This window comes from Phyllobacterium sp. NPDC097923 (assembly GCF_044760925.1).
GTDB classification, from domain to species: Bacteria; Pseudomonadota; Alphaproteobacteria; order Rhizobiales; family Rhizobiaceae; genus Phyllobacterium; species Phyllobacterium calauticae.
On the sequence record NZ_JBIWBL010000001.1, the window covers coordinates 2,137,263 to 2,158,166 of the forward strand.

Below are 20,904 nucleotides of genomic sequence, written 5' to 3' on the forward strand. Positions count from 1 at the left end.
CGTACCATCCATGCCGGTTGATTCTCCCCACCGATTGGCCAGATTTGAAAGTCTTTTAATCATTTATGAATAGGCTTGCGATGCAATGCTGCCGGAGTGCAGACAAAACGGCGATCTGGAACGGGGCGCATGGCATTACTCGACGCAATCAGTGCAGACAAAAACATTGTTGACCGGCGAAAACTGCCGCGCAACAAGGATTTGTCCGTTGTGGTTCGCCGCGCCCGCGACCGTCTGATGGAACATGCCGGCATCAGGCACTTCGAACGCGAACTACTGTTCATGCACACCCGCGCGCTGATCGTCAACGCGGCAATGCTGCCGCTGTTCATCGCCCTGATCGCCGTGGCCGGCGTCCTCGCCGGATTTGGCCGAGACATGGTCGTCTGGGCCGGCATCACGATCGGCCTCTATATGGTGCTCGGCCTTCTCGCCCGCCGCCTGGAAAAAATCGGCATCACCAACGAACAGGTCAAGAACTGGCAGATCATCTATCTCGGCGGCCATTTTCTCACCAGCATGGGATGGGCGTATTTTTCCTTTCTGAGCTGCGCCACCTGCGGCATCAGCCTGTTTCCGGTCATTCAGGCGGTTGTCCTGATCCTGGCCATGGCGATTACCGCCATCATCTGTTCGGCCCTGCGCGCGGCCATCCTCGCGGCATTCACCGTGCCGGTCATCACCTACACGATCCTCGCCACCAGCCATCTGCAGAGCCCGATACAGGCGACGATGGTCGTCATGCTGTTTGCGGGGCTGGCCTTCTTCTATCTCGTGGCGACACGTCTCAACCGCTCGGTATCCGTCTCCCTTGCCCTGCAGGCGGAGAAGGATGCCCTGATCGCCGAGCTGGAAACGGCCAACGCCATGTCCGACGAAGGCCGCCGCCGCGCCGAGGAAGCCAATCTGGCCAAATCCCGTTTTCTCGCCTCCATGAGCCACGAACTGCGCACGCCGCTCAACGCCATCCTCGGCTTTTCCGAAGTCATGGCCAAGGAAGTGCTCGGGCCGATACAGAACGCCACCTATCGCGAATATGCCGGGGATATCCATACCTCCGGCGTCCACCTGCTCAACCTCATCAACGAGATCCTCGATCTGAGCCGGATCGAAGCCGGGCGCTACTCCATCAACGAAGAGCCGCTGCTCTTGACCGACATCGCCGAAGAATGCATCCACATGATGGATCTGAAGGCCCGCAACAAGGGGATACGGCTGCTGCCCCAGTTCGAAACCGGCATGTGGCCGATGCAGGCCGACGAGCGCTCCATACGGCAGATCGTCCTCAACCTTTTGGCCAATGCGGTGAAATTCACCCCGCAGAACGGCCGCATCGACATCAAGGTCGGCTGGACGGCGGGCGGCGGGCAGTATGTCTCGGTGCGCGACAATGGCCCGGGCATCCCGCCCGAGGAAATCCCGGTGGTCCTGTCCGCCTTCGGTCAGGGCTCCATCGCCATCAAGAACGCCGAACAGGGCACAGGCCTTGGCCTGCCCATCGTGCAGGCCCTCGTGCACATGCATGACGGCGAGTTCCACCTCTTCTCCAAATTGCGCGAAGGCACGGAAGCGCTTGCGGTTTTCCCGCGGGCGCGGGTCCTGCAAAACATGGATTCCGCCACGAAATCCGCCGCCGCCAAAAAAGTTGCCTAGAATACTCAGGTTCAATTTATTGTCATTTGCGCGTTATGCGGCACCCCGCCATTGCTGGCCCATTGCAACAGGTTCATATGGGGAAGCTTCATGAACGCAAATGGAAACAACCGTCCTCTGATCATTCCGGCCCTTGGCGGCATCTACACCGGCCTCGCACAATTTTCGGAAACGCTGCTGCGCGTCATTGCCGGCGGTGCACTTGTCGTGCACGGCTCGGGCAAGATCGCCAATCCGTTCGGCGCCGTCGAAATGGTCGAGGGTCTGAGCTTTTATCCCGGCGTGTTCTGGTCGCCGCTGCTGGCGGCAACGGAGTTTTTCGGCGGCATCCTGCTGGCGCTCGGCTTCCTGACGCGCCCTGCGGCCTTTGCCACCACCATCGTGCTGGCCGTGACAATCTATTTCCACTGGATCGCGCAGGGTCAGGGCTGGGCAGGTTCGGAAAAATCCATCCTGTGGGCGGCGATCCTGTTCTTCTTTGTCATCCGCGGCGCCAGCAATCATTCGGTCGACGCAAAAATCGGCAAGGAATTCTAGCCAGCAGTGCACCGCCGGCATGCGCCCCGCGTGCCGGCGGTATCACTCTGCCCGCTCAGGCAGCAAAGCGGGCGATCACCATGCAGACGGCGGTGACCGCCAGCAGACCGGCTGCGATGCGGTGGGATATCTCCGGTTTTTTCCGCAACGCACCCTGCACCCCCGCTGCGGCGATGGCGGTGAGGATGCCGATCCCGAGAACCGTCTCGGAGCCTGACAGCCAGCTGCCGTGGTAAAGCCCCATCAGCGTGGCACCGCTCAAAAAGGCCACGGTCGCCGCCCCCATTTGCGGCCGGAAGAACTGCTGGCTTCCCGCACCGCCCGTACGGGCAAGCGTAAACGTCGATCCCGCCCAAAAGATTGATGACAGGACGTGAATGGCGAGCAAAATCATCAGAAAGACTGGCATGATGAACCTCCCTGTTGGCGTATTGACGCGAATTGGTATGTTGATCGATACGATCGAATAATACATAGATATCTAACTATTCGATGTCAAAGGAATATGATGGAACCCGTACACCCACCCATCGGATTGCTGCTCGCACGCACGGCCAAAACTGTCAGCCGTGCCTTCGATGATGCTCTGGCCGCCGAAGGCGGCTCCGTATCGGTCTGGCTTATCCTGCTGGCGCTGATGCGCGGCGGCCACCGGATGCAATCGGAACTGGCCGATGAGGTCGGCATCCAGGGCCCGACCCTGACGCATCACTTGAATGGCATGGAGGATGCAGGTCTTTTGCTGCGCAAAAGGGAACCGGACAACCGGCGTATCCACCGGATCGAGCTGACCGATGGCGGGCGCGCAATGTTTCATCGCCTGCGGCGTGTCGCCATGGCCTACGACGCGCGATTGCGCTCCGGCTTTACGGAAGCGGAGCTGGACATGGTGCGGGATTTGCTGGAGCGGCTGGCCGGCAACGCCAATCCAGCCCCCGGATGATTGGCCGAGGGCTGCTGCGCAAAAATCTCAGTCCCGGTTGCTGACGCCTGCCTGGTCGAATGTCGCCATGCCGCTGTGGCAGAGCGCTGCCGCCTTGACGATACCGGCGGCGAGCGCCGCGCCGGTGCCCTCGCCCAGCCGCATGCCAAGGTCAAGCAATGGCTTCTTGCCCAGCTTTTCCAGAACCTTGCGGTGGCCGGGTTCTGCCGAGACATGGCCGAACAGGCAATGATCGATGGCTTCCGGGTTGGCCGCATGCAGGATCGCGGCGGCCGAGGTGGCGACATAGCCGTCGATGATGACGGGAATGCGTTCAACGCGGGTCGCCAGGATGGCGCCCGCCATCGCCGCGATCTCGCGCCCGCCCAGACGGCGCAATACTTCCAACGGATCCTTCAGGTGCGAGCCATGCAGCGCCACCGCCGTGCGCACCGCATCGGCCTTGCGCTTCATGCCGTCACTGGTCGCGCCCGTGCCGGGTCCGACCCATTCCTCCGCCGTTCCGCCATAGAGGGCGTGGAAAATCGCCGCCGCAATGGTGGTGTTGCCGATACCCATTTCGCCGATGCACAGAAGGTCCGTGCCACCCGCGATGGATTCCATGCCGAAAGCCATAGTGGCGGCGCAGGTCTTTTCGTCCATGGCCGCTTCTTCGGTGATATCGGCGGTGGGATATTCCAGCGCCAGATCGAAGATTTTCAGGCCGAGATCATTGGCGATGCAGATCTGGTTGATCGCCGCGCCGCCCGCCGCGAAATTTTCCACCATCTGCGCCGTCACCGATGACGGATAGGGCGAAACGCCCTTGGCGGTGACGCCGTGATTACCGGCGAAAACCGCGACCAGCGGCCGCGTCACCTGCGGACGCGAGCGGCCTGTCCAGGCGGCCAGCCACTCGACGATCTCTTCCATGCGGCCGAGCGCGCCCGGCGGCTTGGTCAGGGTCGAATCGCGCTTGCGCACGGCGGCGACAGCGGCCTCGTCCGGTCCGGGCAGAGTTTCGATGAGAGTGCGGAAATCGTCAAATGGCAGGCCAGTGGTCATGATGTTCCTTGAACCAAGTCTTCATGGCAAATTATCGATGCACGTCCTATAAGCTTTGGCAGACAAAACGCAAAGGCCATCGGGCGGCATTGAATGTCGCGCCCCGGCCGCCGGCTTTGCTGAACGGGAACAGGTCATGGAACTGCTGAAGGAAACGATGCGCGCGCTGGCCTTTCTGTCGCGCTGGCCGGTATCGCCGCAATGGTTCGAGGATTATCAGGGCTCGCTGCACGACACGGTGCGCGGCTTTCCGCTCGCAGGTATCCTGATCGCCGTGCCCGCCGCGGTGGTCATCCTTGTCGGACACACCCTCGACCTGCCGGAATTCGTGACCGCGCTGCTGCTGGTCACCACCTCGATCATTGTCACCGGCGCCCTGCACGAGGACGGCCTTGCCGACGCTGCCGACGGCTTCTACGGCGGAAAAACCAGCGCGCGGCGGCTTGAGATCATGAAGGATTCGGCCATCGGCTCCTACGGAACGCTGGCGCTGATCCTCTCCGTGCTGCTGCGCATTGCCTTCTACATGGACATTCTCAGCGATCTCAGCCCCATTGCCTCTATCGCCGTTCTCGTGGCGACGGAGGCGGCAAGCCGGGCCATCCTGGTCAAATTCTGGCAGATGCTCCCCTCCGCCCGCTCCGGCGGCGTTGCCGACAGCGCGGGTACGCCGACGGAAGACGCCGCCAATTTCAGCCTGATCATCGGCGCGGTCATCCTCGTGATCGGCTTTGGCGCAGCCGGGGGACCTTTTGCCGTGATCGTACCCGCCTGTCTGGCGGGATTGGTGTTTTATGGCTTTGCAGCCCTCTGCCGCGACAAAATAGGCGGGCAGACCGGCGATACTTTGGGCGCCATGCAGCAACTGGCAACGATTTCGCTTTTGCTCGGGCTTGTGATTGCGGTCTAACTGTACCAAATCTGGGATATGAGCACCATCGAGTCACCCTGCATCCTCGTCTGCGCCATCGATATGAAGACCGGCTATTGCTTCGGCTGCGGGCGCACGCGCGAGGAAATCGGTGCGTGGCTGACGATGACGCCGGACAATCGCCGGACGATCATGGCTGGCCTTGCCGCCCGTCTCGACGTCATCGAACGCCGCCCGCGCCGCGAAACCCGGCGCACCCGCATGGCCCGCGAGAAGGAGGGTGGCATTTGATGTCCCGCCTGTTCTGGATCATCATCGCCCTCATCGCCGGAACAACCCTGCTCCTCATCGCCAACAATGGCAATGGCACGACGCTGGGTCTGGCCAATGACCAGTTCGCCCGCCTTGCCTATATGAGCATCTGGGGCATCGTGATTGCGGCAGGCCTGCTCGGCTCCGGCATCCCGCTCAGCCACTTCCTGCGCAACATGGCCATGTGGCTGGTTATTCTGATGGCCCTGGTTGCCGGTTACCAGTATCGCTATGAACTGCAGGACATCGGCCACCGCGTCACGGCGGGGCTCGTTCCCGGCAGCCCGATTTCCGCAAGGGATGGCGATGGCGGCGTGACAGTGACGCTGGCCAAGGCGGAAAACGGTCATTTCGAGGTCAAGGGCTCGGTCAACAATGCCTCGATCGGCTTCATGGTCGATACCGGCGCATCCTCCATCGTGCTCTCCTATGACGATGCGCGGCGGGCGGGCCTCAATCCGGACAAGCTCGCCTACAGGACGCCGATCATGACGGCGAACGGCGCAGCCACTGCCGCGATCGTGATGCTGGACGAAATCAGGATCGGTGCCATCCTCCGGCGCAATATCCGTGCCATGGTCGCGCAGGAGGGCCGCATGGACGGCAGCCTGCTCGGCATGAATTTCCTCAACACCCTCAGCGGTTTTTCCGTGCGCGGCGATCGCCTGATCCTGTCGGATTAGACGGTTCAGGCGGCCTGGTCGGCCGATCCGGCCTGCACGGCTTCATACGCACGGCGGATGACACTGCTGTCCGCATCCGGCCTGTTGGCTTCAGTCGACAGGATCTGGCGCCAGCGCCGCGCACCGGCTGCACCGTGGAACATGCCGACCATGTGGCGGGCTATATGCGAGACGCGCCCGCCCTGCCGCACGTGCTCATCCGCATAGACGCACATATGGTCGATGATCGCATCGACCGATGCGGCCGGACGGGCATCGCCATAGATCGCCCTGTCCACATCGGCGAGCAACATGGGATTGTTGTAGGCGGCGCGGCCGAGCATGACACCATCCACATGATTCAAATGCTGAAGCGCTTCATCGAGCGTCTGAATACCGCCATTGATCCCGATGAATTGACTCGGGTTTTGCCGCTTGAGCCGGTAGACACGGTCGTAGTCCAAGGGCGGAATATCGCGGTTTTCCTTCGGTGACAGCCCCTTGAGCCAGGCTTTGCGCGCATGCACCCACAGGGCATCGGCCCCGGCCGCGAACACGCCGCCAGCGAGATCGTCAAGCGCCGGTTCGATATCCTGATCATCGACGCCGATCCGGCATTTGACCGTGACGGGGATGGACACTGACTGCTTCATCGCAACGACGCAGTCGGCCACCAGACCGGGCGTTTTCATCAGGCAGGCACCGAACGTGCCGGACTGCACGCGGTCCGACGGGCAGCCGACATTCAGGTTGATCTCGCGGTAACCGAAGGTTTCCCCCACTCGCGCGGCTTCGGCGAGCTTGGCCGGATCGGAGCCGCCGAGCTGCAAGGCAACGGGGTGCTCAGCACTGGAAAAACCCAGGAGCCGTTCGCGGTTGCCGTGGATAGCCGCATCCGCCACGATCATTTCCGTGTAGAGCAAGGCATGGCGCGTGAACTGGCGGTGCAGCGTCCGGCAATGGCGATCAGTCCAATCGATCATCGGCGCAACCGCAAAGCGGTTGTGCGTGTAGCCATTGTTCTGTTCAGCCGTCATTGCCACGTCCGGATGCTTTCGTTTGGTGTTGGCGCGTTTGCACAATGCGTGATCGGCAATGTGACGGTCAAACGGCCGAATTCTCCCGGCCTTCGCCACAGATTGCGCCGCTCCTCATAATGCGCGGCGGCCGTTTTGTCCACCGGAGCATGGCTTTTGCGCCACAATGGCCCGGCCTGATAGGGTACATTCAGTAGCGTGATAAAACCGCAACAAAGTCTATCGAACCGCCGGTTCGGCATTTTTCAGTTTTACACCGTCATAAAAACCGGCCTAAAACAGATTCATCGATTTGCATGGAGGCTCCCGATGAACATCAAAGCTATTCTTCTTGGCTCGGCGGCGGCGTTGGTTGCCGTTACTGGCGCCCGCGCAGCGGATGCTATCGTGGTGGCGCAGCCGGAACCGGTTGAGTATGTTCGCGTCTGCGATGCTTATGGCAAGGGCTTCTTCTATATCCCCGGTACTGAAACCTGCCTGAAGATCGGCGGGTATGTGCGCTACGATGTCGGCGCGGGTGACAATGTCTACAGCGGCGGCGAATTCGGCACCTGGAACAAGCATCTGCGCACGGAAATCCGCTTCGATGCCCGCTCGGAAACCGAACTCGGCACGTTGCGTTCCTACATCCAGACCCGTTTCGAATACACCAATGGCGTGAACAGCGGCGGCACCATTCCGCAGGCCTTCATTGAGCTCGGCGGCTTCCGCATCGGTGTTGCCGACGAAATCTTCGGCTCATGGACCAATTATGCCGGCAACATCATCAATGACGATGTGATCAACTACAACAGCTGGGCAAGCAATCAGGTCAGCTATACCTACGCCGCGGGCAATGGCTTCTCGGCCATCATTGCCGCCGAACAGGGTTCGACCAATGACGGCTATTCCGGCTATGTCATCGACAGCTACCTGCCGCACATGATGGGCGGTGTGAAGTTCGAGCAGGGTTGGGGCGGCGTCAGTGCAATCGGCGGTTATGACTCCAACGTCGAAGAATTCGCCGGAAAGTTGCGCTTCGACCTGAAGTTCACCGATACGTTCTCGGCCTTCGTCATGGGCGGCTATCAGTCCGGCTACGACACCACCCGCGTCAACCGCAATTTCCTCGCGCCATGGCATGGCGAGTGGGCGGCATGGGGCGGACTGGCCGCCAAGGTTTCCGACAAGGCAACCATCAACGGTCTCGTCGGCTATGAATCGGAAGGCACCGTGGCTGCGGCTTTGAACGTTGCTTACGAACTTGTCCCCGGCTTCACCATCACGCCGGAAGTGAACTACACCAAGTTTGACGGCGACCGTAAGGACACCTCGCTTGCCAATGGCGGCAACGATGATGCTTTCGGCGGCACGATCCGCTTCCAGCGCAATTTCTAAGGCGATCGAAGAGTAAACAAAACCGGGGGCTTGCCCCCGGTTCTTGCATATTCGGATAAGGCTCGTTCAGATTTGCTCGGAAACGGCGGCAAAGGCCGAGGATTTCCTGAGAACAGCGACAAAAGCACGGCCTGCGACGGCAACCTCGCCGGAATTGTCGATCATCACGGCATCGGAGGGATCGCACGGGTTTGGCGCAGCCCGCATCAGGCGGCGTTTGATTTCCTCGGCATCCTCGCGGCCGCGCGCGGCCAGACGCTGCGCCAGGACCTCGGGCGAAGCAGTGATGTGCACGACGATGAAATTGGCATAGGACTGGCGCAAGGCAGGCAGGACACCGCGCGACACATTGGCAATGGCCACCGCGCCCTGTTCCACCTGCTGGTCCACCGAGACCGGCAAGCCGTAGCGCAAACCGTGGGCTTCCCAGCAATGGCAGAACGCCCCTGCCCGCTGCGCGGCCAGAAACTCTTCCTCACCCAGGCTGTCATGGTCTTCCGCATCGACCGTCGATGGCCGTGTCACCACCCGGCGCACGAAATGGAAATCCGGCTGGCCGCGCAATGCGTCGCGGGCAAAATCCATGATCGTGTCCTTGCCCGCCCCGCTCGGGCCGACAACGGCGACAAACACACCGTTGCGCAACGGCGCCGATGCCGGATTGAGCGCGCGTTCGATCGTTGCCGCTGCCATCAGACCACCCGGCGGCCTTCGCGCCACACCGTGCGGACGACCGGAATGTGCTCGTCGACCCGGACCCGCACCAGATCGGCGCGCTTGCCGACTTCGATGACGCCGCGGTCGTCGAAACCGACCGCCTCGGCCGGGTTCTTGGTCACCAGCCGCACCGCATCCGGCAGGGTGATCCCCTCGACCACGTCACTCAGGAAGAATGTCGACTGGATCAGGCTGAACGGAATGTAGTCGGAGGACAGGATGTCGAGATGACCATGTTCGACCAGCTCACGCGCCGAAACATTGCCGGAATGCGAACCGCCGCGAACGACGTTCGGCGCGCCCATCAGCACGGCAAGACCGGCCTGTTTCGAGGCCGCCGCCGCTTCCAGCGTCGTCGGGAATTCCGCCACGTGGATGCCCTGCTCCACCGCTTCATCCACATGGGCTGTCGTTGCGTCGTCATGGCTGGCCAGCACGATGCCGCGCTCGCGGCACAGATCGGAAATGGCTTTCCGGTGCGGTGCGGAATGGCGGGCCGATTCCTCCATGCGCTGCTCGCAGAACACGTTGAATTCGAGGTCGGACAGCTTCAGCTTGCGCTGGTAGTAATAGGCATAGGTTTCCAGGTCGACGAACTGACGCTGGCCCGGCGCATGATCCATCAGCGAGGCCAGGCGCACGCGGCTGTCATTGTCGAAATAATGGAACCCGTCGAGGCAGTCGGCGACCGACACTTCGCAGCGCAGATGGAAATAGTGATCCGCGCGCAGGCGATCCTGCTGCACGCTGTCTTCAATCGCGTCGGCCAGCTTGCGGATTTCCCCGGCGGACATGTCCGCATCGCGGTCAAGGCCGATGCGCAGTGCATCGAGCACCGTGGTGATACCGGATGAGGCAATCTGTGCATCATGCGCAAGCACGGCTGCAATCGGGTTCCAACGCACACGCGGACGCGGCGCATAGTGGCCTTCCAGATGGTCCGTGTGCAGTTCGACAAGCCCCGGAATGAGATAGTCGCCGCCAAAATCCTCGCCGCCCGATGCCGTCCCGGTTGAAATATCGGCAATCTTGCCGTCACGGATCAGGACGGACCCCTTGATGACGTCATCTTCGAGAACGATTTGCGCGTTGTTCAGGATCAATTCGGCGGACATGATCAGGCAGTCTTTCTACGGTTGGTTCCGGCCAGCGGATGCAGCGAGTGAATTTCAAAGGGGAAGCCCGGCTCGGCTTCCGTAAACAAAGCGAGATTGTTGATTTCGACTGGCTCTTCGAGGACTGGTTCCAGGAATTCACTCAAAATACGTTCGATTTTGGGCCGGTCACGCTCGGGAACCGGTCCCGTCAGGGTCATATGGAAGCGGAAATCCTCGAAAACATAGGGATAGCCCCATTGTTCCAGATTGCGGCGCTGGGCCGGCGACAGTTTTTCCGGGTTCCGCCGCTTGATCTCCGCTTCGCTCGGCGGCGCGCGGAAACGGTCGAAGGCCACGGTCACGTCATTGGCCAGCTGGTTCAGCCTGTCCACCGGTTCCTCCGGCACGAGGGCGAAAAACCCGTCAAGATTGGCGATCGTCAGCTTGGGAATTTCCACGGGTTCGATGGAGGAGGCAAAATGCATGAGGGCCGAGAGAAGCTCGCGCTCCTCAATCCCGTCAGCCAGATGGAACGGCGCCTTCAGCGTCGCGTGGAAACCGTAGCGGCGCGCCGACTCGGTCAGCTGGGCAAAATCCTCATGCGCCAGATCGCGGATCTGCGGCGGCCGCACCGGCTGGCCGGTGAAGGCGTTGCGGCCGAGCCAGTTTGCCGCCACTTTCAATAGCGGGTCGGCCGATGGCGGCGTGAAATAGATTGCATAGCGCATGGATGATTCCTCTGGAACAGTCTCGCGTTACGCTTCAAATATGACAAGCCTTTGAACGTCGAGATTTAGAGCAAGTTTTATTTATTCGGAGCCATTCTGTCGGAGGGAATTTGGTTCAAGATCGAGGGGTTTGGCGAGACCGATGTCTGTCCATCGGGCGAAGCCGAAACCCGATGGAATTGGGCCAAATTCACCCGGCCCTTCGGGTTTCCGGCTGGCGGCCACCCACTTTGTCAGGCAGCTTCGTCCGATGGGTAAACATCGGCCTCGCTGCCTTCCGCGTGGGTTGTCTCGCCATCCGAGAAACAGAATTGGCTCCGCATAAACAAAATTTGCTCTAATGTTGGCTCTTTCCGGTCAAACGCGAGCGCAGGGCGTTGGATATGCCGTCGAAAATGAATATCACAACGAGGATGAGGACGACCATATAGGCGACATTGTGCCAGTTGGTGTTGGTGCGCATCGCTTCCCACAATTTCAGGCCGATGCCGCCCGCCCCCATGGCACCGATGATGGTGGCCGAGCGGGTGTTGGATTCCCAGAAATACAGCGCCTGGCTGGCGAAAACCGGCAGCACCTGCGGCAGGACACCGTAGCGCTGCACATTGGCCGGCGACGCGCCGACGGATTTAACGCCCTCGCGCTGCTTGTCGTCGATGTTTTCAAGCGTTTCCGAATAGACCTTGCCCAGCGTGCCGGTGTCGGTGAAGAAGATCGCCGAAATACCGGCGAGCGGTCCCGGGCCAAAGGCGCGGGTGAAGAACAGCGCCCAGATCAGCATATCAACCGAGCGCAGGAAGTCGAAGAAGCGCTTGGTGATCTGGTTGGCAAAGACATTCGGCGTGATGTTGCGCGCGGCAATGAAGGCCAGCGGAAACGACAGCAGCGACGCCATCAGCGTGCCCATGAAGGCCATGACGATGGTCTGCAGCAGTTTTGTCCAGACATCGCCGTGCTGCCATGAGGAGTTGAACCAGATATTGTCGAAGGCAAGCGATGCATTCGACATCTCAGGCTTGATGCGCTCGCCGCTGACGATCAGCGAGGCCACCTCGCCAAAGGACTTACCCCAGAACGGCGAACTCGTATCGAAGACGAAATTCGCCCAGCCGAGGAACCGGCGGCTCACCACGACCCGCTGCGGAATGATGTCGGCCTGCCCGGCAAAGCCGAAACTCACCGTCACCTGGTCTTCCTTCAGGGTTGCCCAGCCCGGCAGCGGCCCCTGCGGCTTGGCGCCGTCTGCCGCCAGCAGCACCGTCAGGGTCTCGCCGCCCCGCGTGACGATCACGCGCTGATCGTTGATGTCGAGCTTCTTGTCCGAACCGAAGAGGATGGCGACATTGTTGCCGTCCTTCACCACCCAGCTCGGGTTCGGATTGTCGCCGAGCTCAGAAAACCGGGGATAGCTGACGGTCGTGTCCGTCGGCCCCGGCCGAACCGTGGTCTTGATGGCATAGGACACCCAATCGCGGGCATAGAGTTCGGCACGCTGCCATTGGCCGCCGGCAAGCACGGTGCCGATGGAAAAGAACCACCAGCAATAAAAGACATAGGCCACGATGCCCGCTGCAATCAGCACAGGCATGAAACGGCGCCAGAACGGCGGATTGAAAACGGCGGGATACCGGGTTTCGAAATCGGCAATGGTGCCGGCTGTGATAGCGCTCATGATATTATCCTAACCACCGGCAGTGAAGGCCTGCTCGCCCACGAGGCGGCGGCGCAGCCATGCGGAAAACTGATCCACGGCAATGATCGTCACGAACAGGAGCAGGATGATCGCCAGCGTCTTGGCCTGATGCCCGCGTCCGATCGACAGGCGCAGCTCCTCGCCGATACCGCCGCCGCCAACCGCGCCGATGATGGTCGAGGCGCGCACGTTGATCTCAAGCCGCAGCAGCGCATAGGACATGAAATTCGGCATGACCTGCGGCACGATACCGAAACCGACGCGCTCGAACCAGTTGGCACCGACGGCGCGAAGCCCCTCATCCGCCTTCATATCGGCATTCTCCACCACTTCGAAGAACAATTTGCCGAGAGCGCCGATCGTGTGAATGCCGACGGCGAACATGGCCGGAATCGGCCCGAGCGACAGGATGGCAGCGAAGAAGCCGGCAATGACGATTTCCGGAAAGGCGCGCAGGATTTCCATATAGCGGCGCGCGGCAAACCGGATGAACCGGTTTTTCACGAGATTCTTGGCCGCGAGAAAGCAGATCATGAAGCCGAAAATGAAACCGGCGAGTGTCGCCAGGATCGCGATATTGAGCGTTTCCAGCATCTTGTAGAAATATTCGGGCATGTAGAACCCGCCGAAGAGATAGACCCGCCCTTCCGGATAGTCATATTTCAGGCTTCCGTCGAAATAGGGCGACGGCAGATCGAACATGGCGCGCCAGACTTCCCATCCGTCGCGCGGAACCAGATCACCGGCAAAATCGAAGAGATGCGGCAAACGGTCGAAGAACTTGCCCGCATTGGATTCATTGGCAAACCACAGGGACCCGGCAATGGTGACCAGCAGCCCTATGGCGATGATCCAGCTATAGGCACGGCGGCGTCCGGCAAGCTCCTGCCAGTGCCGTTCGATCTGGATGCCGTCGGACGACAACTCAGGGGAAGCGGTTCTGCTCATTGCAAACATCCTTCAAGGTGCCGCAAACAAAATCACGGCCAGATCCGCAGAACTGGCCGTGATGATGTGTGTCTGGCTTATCCGCCGATCTGCGCTTTGCGGGCGTCGATGATGGGCTGATAGAACTGGGTGTTGACCTCAGTATAGCTCTTGAAATCGCCGCCCATGGTGGCTGCGAAGCAGGCAGGATCGCTCTTCGGCAGATCGAGCATGAAGGCCTTGAACTTGTTCTTCAGGTCGGCATCCAGCGAGGTGCGGATAACGATCGGGCCGTTCGGGATCAGCGGCGACTTCCAGAGTTCAACGAAATCCTTCATGTCGATCAGGCCCTTGTCGACCATCTTGCGCAGATTGCCGGAGGTGTAGCCTTCGTCGAACTTGCCGACGCCGGAGCCGAATGTCGTGCCCGCATCGAACTTGCCGTCCTTGACGGCGAGAACGAGGTTTTCATGGCCGCCGCCGAAACCGGTTTCAGAGAAGTATTCCTTGACCGAGGTCTTGATGTCCTTCGGCAGCGAGGTCACAGGGATCAGGTAACCGGATGTGGAGTCTGGATCGGCAAAGCCGAGCTTCTTGCCCTTCATGTCGGCCAGCGTCTTGATGCCGCTGTCCTTGCGGGCAACCATGATCGAATAGTAACCGGTCGCACCATCCGTCTGGACGGTGGTCAGGATCGGCTCGACAGCCTTCGGATTGGTCAGGTAGATCTTGGCAAAGCCAGAAGCGCCCAGTTCCGCATAGTCGAGGGTGCCGCCGAGCAGGCCCTGGATGACGCCATCATAATCCGTCGCCGGGAACAGTTTGACATCCTTGACGCCGAGAACCTTTGGCAGCTTGTCGACGATGCACTGGTAGTTGCGCAGACGGTCTGCTTCGTTTTCGCCGCCGATGATACCGACGCGAAAGGTCTCAAGGTTCTCGGCACGAGCCATCGAGCCTGCAAACACGGCGCTGATTGCAATCGCACCCATAAGGGCTTTCTTAAGCAACATGACTATCTCTCCTGTCAAAGCTTCCAGAGTTTTTTATGTGGACTTGAGCCCGTTACGTGGGCAAGCCGATCAGTCTGCACTGCATTTTCCAGCCATATCTGCCGGAAAACACTCTACCGCGCGGCCAAAATGGCCTCCAATTCGGGGATTGGTGTCGGCGCATGACGCGCAATGCTTGTCGATGTGATGGCTTCCGAGAAAGCATCCTTCAGGCCATCAGCACCATAGATACGGCGGGCGGCAGCCTCGGTCAGATCATCCGGCGTTCCGTCGAAGACCACCTTGCCGCCCTGCATGCCGATGATGCGCTCGCAGAAATGCCGCGCCGTATCGAGCGTATGCAGGTTGGTGATGACGGTGAGGCCCTCTTTCTCATTGATGTCACGCAAGGATTCCATCACCACCTGCGCATTGCGCGGATCGAGGGAGGCGATGGGTTCGTCGGCGAGAATGACTTTGGGGTTCTGCATCAGCGCCCGGGCGATGGCGACCCGCTGCTGCTGTCCGCCGGAGAGCGTTCCGGCCCGCTGCAGGGCGGTTTTGGCAATATCGAGCCGCTCAAGGGCGGCGATTGCCATGGCACGTTCTTCGCGTGAGAATATGCCGAGAAGGCTTTTGATGGTGGATCGGTGGTTCAGGCGTCCAAGGAGGACATTGGTCAGGACATCGAGGCGGGGAACAAGGTTGAACTGCTGAAAGATCATCGCGCAATCGCGTTGCCAGGTTCGCAGCGCCGAGCCGTTGAGCTTGGCCACATCCTTGCCGTCAAAGATGATCGACCCTTCGGACGGGTCGATCAGGCGGTTGATCATGCGCAGCAGCGTCGACTTGCCGGCACCCGAGCGACCGATGACTCCGACCATCTGCCCCTGCGGGATTTCAACATTGACATTGTCGATGGCAATATTGCTGCCAAAGCGACGCGTCACGTTTTCAATCTTCAGCATAGGCCAATCCTTGTTGGTATTGCCCTGTCCTAAAGCCCTAGTGTGAAGGTGCGATGGCACTTTTATTGCACTTACGTGACAACTGGGGATAGCAGAAGTCAGCCTGAATGTTTTTCGAGAAATGCCTCGATATCGAGGGCGCGAAAATCATCCAGCGCACCACGCAGGCGGGCATGGTCCCAGTCCCACCACGCCAGTGTTTGCAGGCGTTCCGCCGTCTTTTTGTCGAAACGGTCGCGGATTTTGCGGGCGGGAACACCGCCGACAATCGTATAGGGATCAACATCGCGTGAGACCACTGCCCCTGCCCCGATCACGGCGCCATCACCGACGGTAACGCCGGGCAGAACCGTCGCGCCATGGCCGATCCAGACATCGTGGCCGATACGCACCTGATTGGTCCGGCGCCATTCGAAAAACGACTCCTCCGGACCCGCATCGTCCCAGTAATCGCCGGCGCGATAGGTGAAGTGATGCAGCGTTGCCCGCCAGGTCGGATGGTTGGTCGCGTTGATGCGCACGCTCGCCGCGATGTTGGCGAACTTGCCGATCGTGGCGCACCAGACCGCACTGTCCTGCATGATGTAGGAATAATCGTCGAGTTTGGTTTCGCTGATGCGGCAGCGCTCGGAAATCTCCGTGTAGCGGCCGAGTTCGCTGTCCTCGACGTGCGCGGTCGCGTGAATGAGCGGTGTTGGGGAAAGCCGGGTCATGCTGCCTCGCTCTGCACGGCAAATGCGGTCACGTCGATGATGCGATCGGCCACGGCCTCGCGCACATCCTCGTCGTGGAATATCCCGAGCATGGCGATACCCGCTTCCTTTTTGCTGCGGATCATCGCAACGACCACTTCGCGGTTTTTGGCATCGAGCGAAGCTGTGGGCTCATCCAGAAGCAGGATCGGGTGATCGGTGATGAAACCGCGCGCAATATTGACGCGCTGCTGTTCACCGCCGGAGAAGGTGGCGGGCGGCAGCGACCAGAGCCGTTCGGGCAGATTGAGCCCGGCAAGCAGAGCCGCAGCCTTGTCACGGGCGTCGGTGCGGTCGATGCCGCGTGCCACCAGCGGTTCGGCAACGACATCGAGCGCCGACACGCGCGGCACGGTGCGCAGGAACTGGCTGACATAGCCGATCATGTCGCGGCGCACGCCCAGAACCGTGCGCGGATCGGCACTGGCAAGATCGACCAGCCGGTCGCCATAGGGCACGATGATCTGGCCCTGGTCGACGGCGTAATTGCCATAGACCATTTTGAGGATCGAGCTCTTGCCCGCCCCGGACGGACCGCCAAGCACGGCGCATTCACCCGCCTTGATGGAAAACGAGACATTCGCCACCACGGGCAGGCGGATGCCGTCGCGCAGATGCATGGTGAAGCTCTTGGCGACATCGGAAACAACGAGAGGTGTTGGCATGATGCTAGACCTGCAGGATGGAGGAAACGAGAAGCTGGGTATAAGGCGCCTGCGGATCGTCAAGCACCCGGTCGGTCAGACCGGTTTCAACGATGTGGCCATCCTTCATCACCATCATCCGGTGCGACAGCAGCCGAGCGACGGCAAGATCGTGGGTGACGACGATGGCCGCAAGCCCGAGATCGCTCACCAGCCCGCGCAACAGATCGAGCAGACGGGCTTGTACCGACACATCGAGACCGCCGGTCGGCTCATCCATGAACACAAGCCGGGGATTGGTGACGAGATTGCGGGCGATCTGCAGACGCTGGCGCATGCCGCCCGAGAAGGCGCGCGGCTGGTCGTCGATGCGGTCGGAGGCGATTTCCACCCGGCCCAGCCAGTCGGTAGCCGTCGCGCGGATATTGCCATAATGCCGGTCGCCGATGGCCATCAGCCGCTCGCCGACATTGGCACCGGCGGAAACAGTCATGCGCAAGCCATCGGCCGGATTCTGATGCACGAAACCCCAGTCGGTGCGCATGAGGAAGCGGCGTTCCGCTTCGCTCAGCCGGTAGAGATCGCGGAACTGGCCGTCGCGCATGCGGTATTCCACCGAGCCTGCCGACGGGGCAAGACGCGTTGCCAGACAGTTGAGCAATGTCGTCTTGCCCGAGCCGGATTCACCGACAATCGCCAGTACTTCACCCGGCCACAGCTCGAACGAGACATTCTGGCAGCCGATGCGGCTGCCGTAGAATTTGGAGAGGTCCTTGACCTTCAAGAGAGGTGTATCGCTCATATTCATTCTGCTGCCTCCGCCGTATCCGCCGCCAGCGCACCGCGGTGCCCCTTGGCCTGCCGGTCTTCACAAAAATCCGTATCCGAACAGACGAACATGCTGCCACCCTTGTCGTCGAGAATGACCTCGTCCAGATAGCTGCCCTTCGCCCCGCACAGGGCGCATGGCTGGGAAAATGTCTGAATTTCAAAAGGATGATCCTCGAAATCGAGACTGACGACTTCCGTATGGGGCGGAACCGCATAGATGCGCTTTTCGCGCCCTGCCCCGAAAAGCTGCAATGCCGGGGACATATGCATCTTCGGGTTGTCGAACTTCGGCGTCGGCGACGGATCCATCACATAACGCCCCTCGACCTTCACCGGATAGGCATAGGTGGTGGCGATATGGCCGTGGCGGGCAATGTCCTCATAGAGCTTGACGTGCATCAGGCCGTATTCTTCCAGCGCATGCATCTTGCGGGTTTCGGTCTCGCGCGGCTCCAGGAACCGCAACGGCTCGGGGATCGGCACCTGATACACGAGGATTTGCCCCGCCTGCAGCTGTGCTTCGGGAATGCGGTGGCGCGTCTGGATGATCGTGGCTTCAGCTGTTTTCGTGGTCACGCGGACATTGGCGACTTTCTGGAAGAAAGCCCGGATCGACACGGCGTTGGTCGTGTCATCGGCGCCCTGGTCGATCACCTTCAACGTATCATCGGGTCCAAGAACGGCGGCAGTCACCTGCACGCCGCCGGTGCCCCAGCCATAGGGCATCGGCATTTCGCGTGAGGCGAACGGCACCTGATATCCCGGAATGGCAATGGCTTTCAGGATGGCGCGGCGGATCATCCGCTTGGTCTGTTCATCCAGATAGGCGAAATTATAGGTCGCTAGATCGGTCATTCTGCTGCCTCTTTGGTTTCGACGCCTGCCAACCGGTTGCGCTCATGTTCAGCGCGCATGCGCCGGATGAGATCGAGTTCGGCCTGGAAATCCACATAGTGCGGCAATTTCAGGTGCTCGACGAAGCCCGTCGACTGCACGTTGTCACTGTGGGAAATGACGAATTCCTCGTCCTGTGCGGTGGCGGTGATGTCTTCGCCCAGCTCCCTTGCCCGCAGGGCACGGTCGCACAGCGACATCGACATGGCCTTGCGCTCGCTCTGGCCGAACACCAGGCCATAGCCGCGCGTGAACTGTGGCGGCTGCTTTGCCGATCCCTTGAACTGGTTGACCATCTGGCATTCGGTGACCCGGATGGTGCCGAGCGTCAGCGGGAAATCCAGCTCCGCCACCTCGAGTTCAACCTCGACCTCCCCGATACGGATTTCACCGACAAAGGGATGGCTGCGGGCATAACCGCGCTGGGTCGAATAGGCGAGCCCGAGGAGAAAACCTTCATCGCCGCGTGCAAGCGCCTGCAGGCGCAGATCGCGTTCCAGCGGAAAGGTCAGCGGTTCGCGGGTCAAATCCCCCGCGACTGCGCCTTCCGGCAGGTCGCCATCTTCCTCGATCATGCCGTCATGGCCGAGGATGTCGGTGACCCTGGGTGTGAAAACCTCCGGCTCGTCGCGCTGGTCTGGCGCTTCAACCGGTGCATCCACGGCAAGCTCTGGGTCGAGCAGACGGTGCGTGTAATCGAATGTCGGGCCCAAAAGCTGCCCGCCGGGAAGATCCTTGAACGTGGCGGAAATGCGCCGTTCGATCTGCATCTGCGCCGTTTCCAGCGCCTTGGTATAGCCGAAACGGGGCAATGTGGTCCGGTAGGCACGCACGAGAAAAATCGCCTCGATCAGATCGCCGCGCGCCTGCTTGATGGCGAGCGCCGCGAGTTCGGGATCGTAGAGCGAGCCTTCGGCCATGACCCGGTCGACGGCCAGCGACATCTGCTCGACAATCTGATCGAGCTGGATCGGAGCCACATCCCGGTCACCGCGGCGCCGGTCGGCCAGAAGCTTGTGCGCATTGCGGATGGCGGCTTCACCGCCCTTGACTGCAACATACATGGTTCAGGCCTCCGTCTTCTTGATGCGCGTGGTGCGGGGCAGCGCGGCAAGCGCACCCTTGCCGGCGAAGATCAGGTCGACACCGCGCGGGAAAGCCGCGCGATTGGCGATCCATTGATCGATGAACATTTTCGGCAGCTGGCTGGGTGAGAACGCCATGGAACCCTTGATCCCCGGTCCTTCGAGAACGAGCGTGTCCGCGCCGTCGAAACCATCGATCTGCAGGATCAGCGTCGTCGAACGATCAGGGTATTCCGACGTGCCGCGGCAGAAGGATTCCAGCGAGGGCATCGTTGCCACATCGCTGATCAGGGCAAAATCCGCATCCGCCGGTTCGCCGGTCAGTTCAAGACCCGTATGGAATTTCAGCCATCCCGTGCATGCCGCCGAACCCGAGATCGCGCGGTCACACCACACGGTTGCGTCGTGATCGAACAGGGTTGCGGCAATCGACGCGGCAAGAGACGTCAGCGGCGCAGGCGGCACGGCAAGATCGCTCACGTCGACGATCCTGCCGGGATTGGCCATGGCGTCCATGAGTGCCCGGAAAACGGTTTGCGCGTTCAGCACACTGTCGCTGAAACCGCCCTCGAAGATTTGTGTGTCCGAATGCATCAGTCGTCACCCCGTACCATTGTGAAAAAATCGACCTTGGTCGCAGCGGTCTCGGCGCGCTTCGACGTGCGGTCGCGTTCGAGACGATCGGCAATCGGCGCAAGCACCGCGCGCTCCACCGCATCGCGGCATTCCGGCTGCTGCCACAGCGCATCGAAGACAGCGGCAAGCCGCACCTTCTCGCGGTGACGGCCAAGCGCATAGGCATGGCCGACCGCACCATTGCCGAGCCGCACCGTTGCGCGCGTCACGGTCGCCTCACCCAGGTTGAAGGGCGCGCCGCCGCCGCCGATACGGCCGCGCAGCATGACGAGGCCGGTTTCCGGGCCGCGCAGGGTCTCGACCTCGGGCTTGTCGCCCCATCCGGCCCACAGGGCCGCTATTTCAGGCGCGGTCGCCTGCGCCAGCAAAGCCATGGCGGCCTTGCGCTGCAGATCCGGCGCGCTGCCGGTTTGCGTGGACTGTATATTTTCTTTGATCATTGACATCTCGCTCAGATTTGTCTATTTATCTATACAACTAGACAATAAACACACCTATAAATCC

The 20,904-nt window shown here is 60.9% G+C and carries 24 protein-coding genes; 7 read left to right on the top strand and 17 right to left on the bottom strand.

Translation table 11 applies throughout. The features are described from left to right. Positions 1 to 129: 129 nt before the first annotated feature. A complete protein-coding gene (locus ACIQWS_RS10840; RefSeq protein WP_346305447.1) occupies positions 130 to 1,653 on the top strand; it encodes an ATP-binding protein in 1,524 nt (507 codons plus the stop codon). 90 nt (positions 1,654 to 1,743) lie between these two features. Beyond that, complete coding sequence (locus ACIQWS_RS10845) at positions 1,744 to 2,190, top strand: DoxX family protein (RefSeq protein ID WP_403176360.1); 447 nt, start codon at positions 1,744 to 1,746, stop codon at positions 2,188 to 2,190. A 55-nt stretch (positions 2,191 to 2,245) separates the two neighbouring features. On the opposite strand, the gene ACIQWS_RS10850 is transcribed toward ACIQWS_RS10845, so the two are convergent. Next, positions 2,246 to 2,599 (bottom strand): hypothetical protein, encoded by a 354-nt coding sequence (locus ACIQWS_RS10850; RefSeq protein ID WP_346305449.1) that lies wholly within the window; start codon positions 2,597 to 2,599, stop codon positions 2,246 to 2,248. Between the two features lie 99 nt (positions 2,600 to 2,698). Between ACIQWS_RS10850 and ACIQWS_RS10855 the strand changes: the two genes are divergently transcribed. After that, the gene (locus ACIQWS_RS10855) at positions 2,699 to 3,133 is read left to right on the top strand and encodes a MarR family winged helix-turn-helix transcriptional regulator (protein WP_403176368.1); all 435 of its coding nucleotides are present in this window, start codon (positions 2,699 to 2,701) and stop codon (positions 3,131 to 3,133) included. 27 nt (positions 3,134 to 3,160) lie between these two features. On the opposite strand, the gene cobT is transcribed toward ACIQWS_RS10855, so the two are convergent. After that, a complete protein-coding gene (gene cobT / locus ACIQWS_RS10860; RefSeq protein ID WP_403177711.1) occupies positions 3,161 to 4,180 on the bottom strand; it encodes a nicotinate-nucleotide--dimethylbenzimidazole phosphoribosyltransferase in 1,020 nt (339 codons plus the stop codon). A gap of 133 nt (positions 4,181 to 4,313) precedes the next feature. On the opposite strand from cobT, the gene ACIQWS_RS10865 reads away from it, so the two are divergent. From ACIQWS_RS10865 to ACIQWS_RS10875, 3 genes are read left to right on the top strand one after another with little or no spacing between them, the layout of a single operon-like run. Then, positions 4,314 to 5,087, top strand: a complete 774-nt coding sequence (locus ACIQWS_RS10865; protein ID WP_403176372.1) for an adenosylcobinamide-GDP ribazoletransferase — start codon at positions 4,314 to 4,316, stop codon at positions 5,085 to 5,087. Between the two features lie 18 nt (positions 5,088 to 5,105). Then, positions 5,106 to 5,339 (top strand): DUF1289 domain-containing protein, encoded by a 234-nt coding sequence (locus tag ACIQWS_RS10870; protein WP_403176376.1) that lies wholly within the window; start codon positions 5,106 to 5,108, stop codon positions 5,337 to 5,339. Further along, positions 5,339 to 6,043, top strand: coding sequence for a TIGR02281 family clan AA aspartic protease (locus ACIQWS_RS10875; protein WP_403176389.1), 705 nt, complete (start codon positions 5,339 to 5,341; stop codon positions 6,041 to 6,043). The genes ACIQWS_RS10870 and ACIQWS_RS10875 overlap by 1 nt, the downstream gene beginning before the upstream one ends. A gap of 5 nt (positions 6,044 to 6,048) precedes the next feature. Here the strand turns inward: ACIQWS_RS10875 and dusA are convergent, their stop codons facing one another. Further along, positions 6,049 to 7,059, bottom strand: a complete 1,011-nt coding sequence (gene dusA / locus ACIQWS_RS10880) for a tRNA dihydrouridine(20/20a) synthase DusA (RefSeq protein WP_403176394.1) — start codon at positions 7,057 to 7,059, stop codon at positions 6,049 to 6,051. 309 nt (positions 7,060 to 7,368) lie between these two features. Here dusA and ACIQWS_RS10885 point away from each other — a divergent pair, with 309 nt between their 5' ends. After that, on the top strand, positions 7,369 to 8,436 hold the full coding sequence (locus tag ACIQWS_RS10885) for a porin (RefSeq protein WP_403176397.1): 1,068 nt from the start codon (positions 7,369 to 7,371) through the stop codon (positions 8,434 to 8,436). A gap of 66 nt (positions 8,437 to 8,502) precedes the next feature. On the opposite strand, the gene phnN is transcribed toward ACIQWS_RS10885, so the two are convergent. The 14 genes from phnN to phnG form a co-directional block, all read right to left on the bottom strand. Beyond that, positions 8,503 to 9,132 (bottom strand): phosphonate metabolism protein/1,5-bisphosphokinase (PRPP-forming) PhnN, encoded by a 630-nt coding sequence (gene phnN, locus ACIQWS_RS10890; protein WP_223613474.1) that lies wholly within the window; start codon positions 9,130 to 9,132, stop codon positions 8,503 to 8,505. Further along, entirely contained in the window at positions 9,129 to 10,268 is a 1,140-nt protein-coding gene (locus tag ACIQWS_RS10895) for an alpha-D-ribose 1-methylphosphonate 5-triphosphate diphosphatase (protein WP_403176401.1), read from the bottom strand. Before ACIQWS_RS10895 ends, phnN begins: the two co-directional genes overlap by 4 nt. 2 nt (positions 10,269 to 10,270) lie before the next feature. After that, the gene (locus ACIQWS_RS10900) at positions 10,271 to 10,978 is read right to left on the bottom strand and encodes a DUF1045 domain-containing protein (RefSeq protein ID WP_346305458.1); all 708 of its coding nucleotides are present in this window, start codon (positions 10,976 to 10,978) and stop codon (positions 10,271 to 10,273) included. Positions 10,979 to 11,315: 337 nt separating this feature from the next. Continuing rightward, entirely contained in the window at positions 11,316 to 12,650 is a 1,335-nt protein-coding gene (phnE, locus tag ACIQWS_RS10905; protein ID WP_403176404.1) for a phosphonate ABC transporter, permease protein PhnE, read from the bottom strand. A gap of 9 nt (positions 12,651 to 12,659) precedes the next feature. Beyond that, complete coding sequence (phnE, locus tag ACIQWS_RS10910; protein WP_403176409.1) at positions 12,660 to 13,619, bottom strand: phosphonate ABC transporter, permease protein PhnE; 960 nt, start codon at positions 13,617 to 13,619, stop codon at positions 12,660 to 12,662. Between the two features lie 77 nt (positions 13,620 to 13,696). Further along, on the bottom strand, positions 13,697 to 14,608 hold the full coding sequence (gene phnD, locus ACIQWS_RS10915; RefSeq protein WP_223613473.1) for a phosphonate ABC transporter substrate-binding protein: 912 nt from the start codon (positions 14,606 to 14,608) through the stop codon (positions 13,697 to 13,699). Positions 14,609 to 14,724: 116 nt separating this feature from the next. After that, on the bottom strand, positions 14,725 to 15,558 hold the full coding sequence (phnC, locus tag ACIQWS_RS10920) for a phosphonate ABC transporter ATP-binding protein (protein WP_223612877.1): 834 nt from the start codon (positions 15,556 to 15,558) through the stop codon (positions 14,725 to 14,727). A gap of 98 nt (positions 15,559 to 15,656) precedes the next feature. Next, positions 15,657 to 16,271, bottom strand: a complete 615-nt coding sequence (locus ACIQWS_RS10925) for a DapH/DapD/GlmU-related protein (protein WP_403176418.1) — start codon at positions 16,269 to 16,271, stop codon at positions 15,657 to 15,659. Further along, positions 16,268 to 16,975, bottom strand: coding sequence for a phosphonate C-P lyase system protein PhnL (phnL, locus tag ACIQWS_RS10930; RefSeq protein WP_403176423.1), 708 nt, complete (start codon positions 16,973 to 16,975; stop codon positions 16,268 to 16,270). The genes ACIQWS_RS10925 and phnL overlap by 4 nt, the downstream gene beginning before the upstream one ends. Positions 16,976 to 16,979: 4 nt before the next feature. After that, positions 16,980 to 17,756 (bottom strand): phosphonate C-P lyase system protein PhnK, encoded by a 777-nt coding sequence (gene phnK / locus ACIQWS_RS10935; RefSeq protein WP_091877674.1) that lies wholly within the window; start codon positions 17,754 to 17,756, stop codon positions 16,980 to 16,982. Positions 17,757 to 17,758: 2 nt separating this feature from the next. Then, on the bottom strand, positions 17,759 to 18,640 hold the full coding sequence (locus tag ACIQWS_RS10940; protein WP_105732345.1) for an alpha-D-ribose 1-methylphosphonate 5-phosphate C-P-lyase PhnJ: 882 nt from the start codon (positions 18,638 to 18,640) through the stop codon (positions 17,759 to 17,761). Further along, positions 18,637 to 19,743: a carbon-phosphorus lyase complex subunit PhnI gene (locus ACIQWS_RS10945; protein ID WP_403176429.1), complete on the bottom strand. Its 1,107-nt coding sequence runs from the start codon at positions 19,741 to 19,743 to the stop codon at positions 18,637 to 18,639. The genes ACIQWS_RS10940 and ACIQWS_RS10945 overlap by 4 nt, the downstream gene beginning before the upstream one ends. 3 nt (positions 19,744 to 19,746) lie before the next feature. Continuing rightward, positions 19,747 to 20,358 (bottom strand): phosphonate C-P lyase system protein PhnH, encoded by a 612-nt coding sequence (phnH, locus tag ACIQWS_RS10950; protein ID WP_403176435.1) that lies wholly within the window; start codon positions 20,356 to 20,358, stop codon positions 19,747 to 19,749. After that, entirely contained in the window at positions 20,358 to 20,846 is a 489-nt protein-coding gene (gene phnG, locus ACIQWS_RS10955) for a phosphonate C-P lyase system protein PhnG (protein ID WP_403176444.1), read from the bottom strand. The genes phnH and phnG overlap by 1 nt, the downstream gene beginning before the upstream one ends. Positions 20,847 to 20,904 lie beyond the last annotated feature (58 nt).

Bases quoted from the DNA above. Each gene is read 5' to 3' on its own strand.
- ACIQWS_RS10870 (WP_403176376.1), top strand. From the start codon at position 5,106: ATGAGCACCATCGAGTCACCCTGCATCCTCGTCTGCGCCATCGATATG.
- ACIQWS_RS10850 (WP_346305449.1), bottom strand. From the start codon at position 2,599: ATGCCAGTCTTTCTGATGATTTTGCTCGCCATTCACGTCCTGTCATCA.
- phnE (WP_403176404.1), bottom strand. From the start codon at position 12,650: ATGAGCGCTATCACAGCCGGCACCATTGCCGATTTCGAAACCCGGTAT.
- ACIQWS_RS10945 (WP_403176429.1), bottom strand. From the start codon at position 19,743: ATGTATGTTGCAGTCAAGGGCGGTGAAGCCGCCATCCGCAATGCGCAC.
- phnC (WP_223612877.1), bottom strand. From the start codon at position 15,558: ATGCTGAAGATTGAAAACGTGACGCGTCGCTTTGGCAGCAATATTGCC.
- ACIQWS_RS10840 (WP_346305447.1), top strand. From the start codon at position 130: ATGGCATTACTCGACGCAATCAGTGCAGACAAAAACATTGTTGACCGG.
- dusA (WP_403176394.1), bottom strand. From the start codon at position 7,059: ATGACGGCTGAACAGAACAATGGCTACACGCACAACCGCTTTGCGGTT.
- phnL (WP_403176423.1), bottom strand. From the start codon at position 16,975: ATGCCAACACCTCTCGTTGTTTCCGATGTCGCCAAGAGCTTCACCATG.
- ACIQWS_RS10885 (WP_403176397.1), top strand. From the start codon at position 7,369: ATGAACATCAAAGCTATTCTTCTTGGCTCGGCGGCGGCGTTGGTTGCC.
- ACIQWS_RS10875 (WP_403176389.1), top strand. From the start codon at position 5,339: ATGTCCCGCCTGTTCTGGATCATCATCGCCCTCATCGCCGGAACAACC.
- phnH (WP_403176435.1), bottom strand. From the start codon at position 20,358: ATGCATTCGGACACACAAATCTTCGAGGGCGGTTTCAGCGACAGTGTG.
- phnE (WP_403176409.1), bottom strand. From the start codon at position 13,619: ATGAGCAGAACCGCTTCCCCTGAGTTGTCGTCCGACGGCATCCAGATC.
- ACIQWS_RS10865 (WP_403176372.1), top strand. From the start codon at position 4,314: ATGGAACTGCTGAAGGAAACGATGCGCGCGCTGGCCTTTCTGTCGCGC.
- ACIQWS_RS10845 (WP_403176360.1), top strand. From the start codon at position 1,744: ATGAACGCAAATGGAAACAACCGTCCTCTGATCATTCCGGCCCTTGGC.
- phnG (WP_403176444.1), bottom strand. From the start codon at position 20,846: ATGTCAATGATCAAAGAAAATATACAGTCCACGCAAACCGGCAGCGCG.
- ACIQWS_RS10925 (WP_403176418.1), bottom strand. From the start codon at position 16,271: ATGACCCGGCTTTCCCCAACACCGCTCATTCACGCGACCGCGCACGTC.
- ACIQWS_RS10895 (WP_403176401.1), bottom strand. From the start codon at position 10,268: ATGTCCGCCGAATTGATCCTGAACAACGCGCAAATCGTTCTCGAAGAT.
- ACIQWS_RS10940 (WP_105732345.1), bottom strand. From the start codon at position 18,640: ATGACCGATCTAGCGACCTATAATTTCGCCTATCTGGATGAACAGACC.
- ACIQWS_RS10855 (WP_403176368.1), top strand. From the start codon at position 2,699: ATGGAACCCGTACACCCACCCATCGGATTGCTGCTCGCACGCACGGCC.
- ACIQWS_RS10900 (WP_346305458.1), bottom strand. From the start codon at position 10,978: ATGCGCTATGCAATCTATTTCACGCCGCCATCGGCCGACCCGCTATTG.
- phnK (WP_091877674.1), bottom strand. From the start codon at position 17,756: ATGAGCGATACACCTCTCTTGAAGGTCAAGGACCTCTCCAAATTCTAC.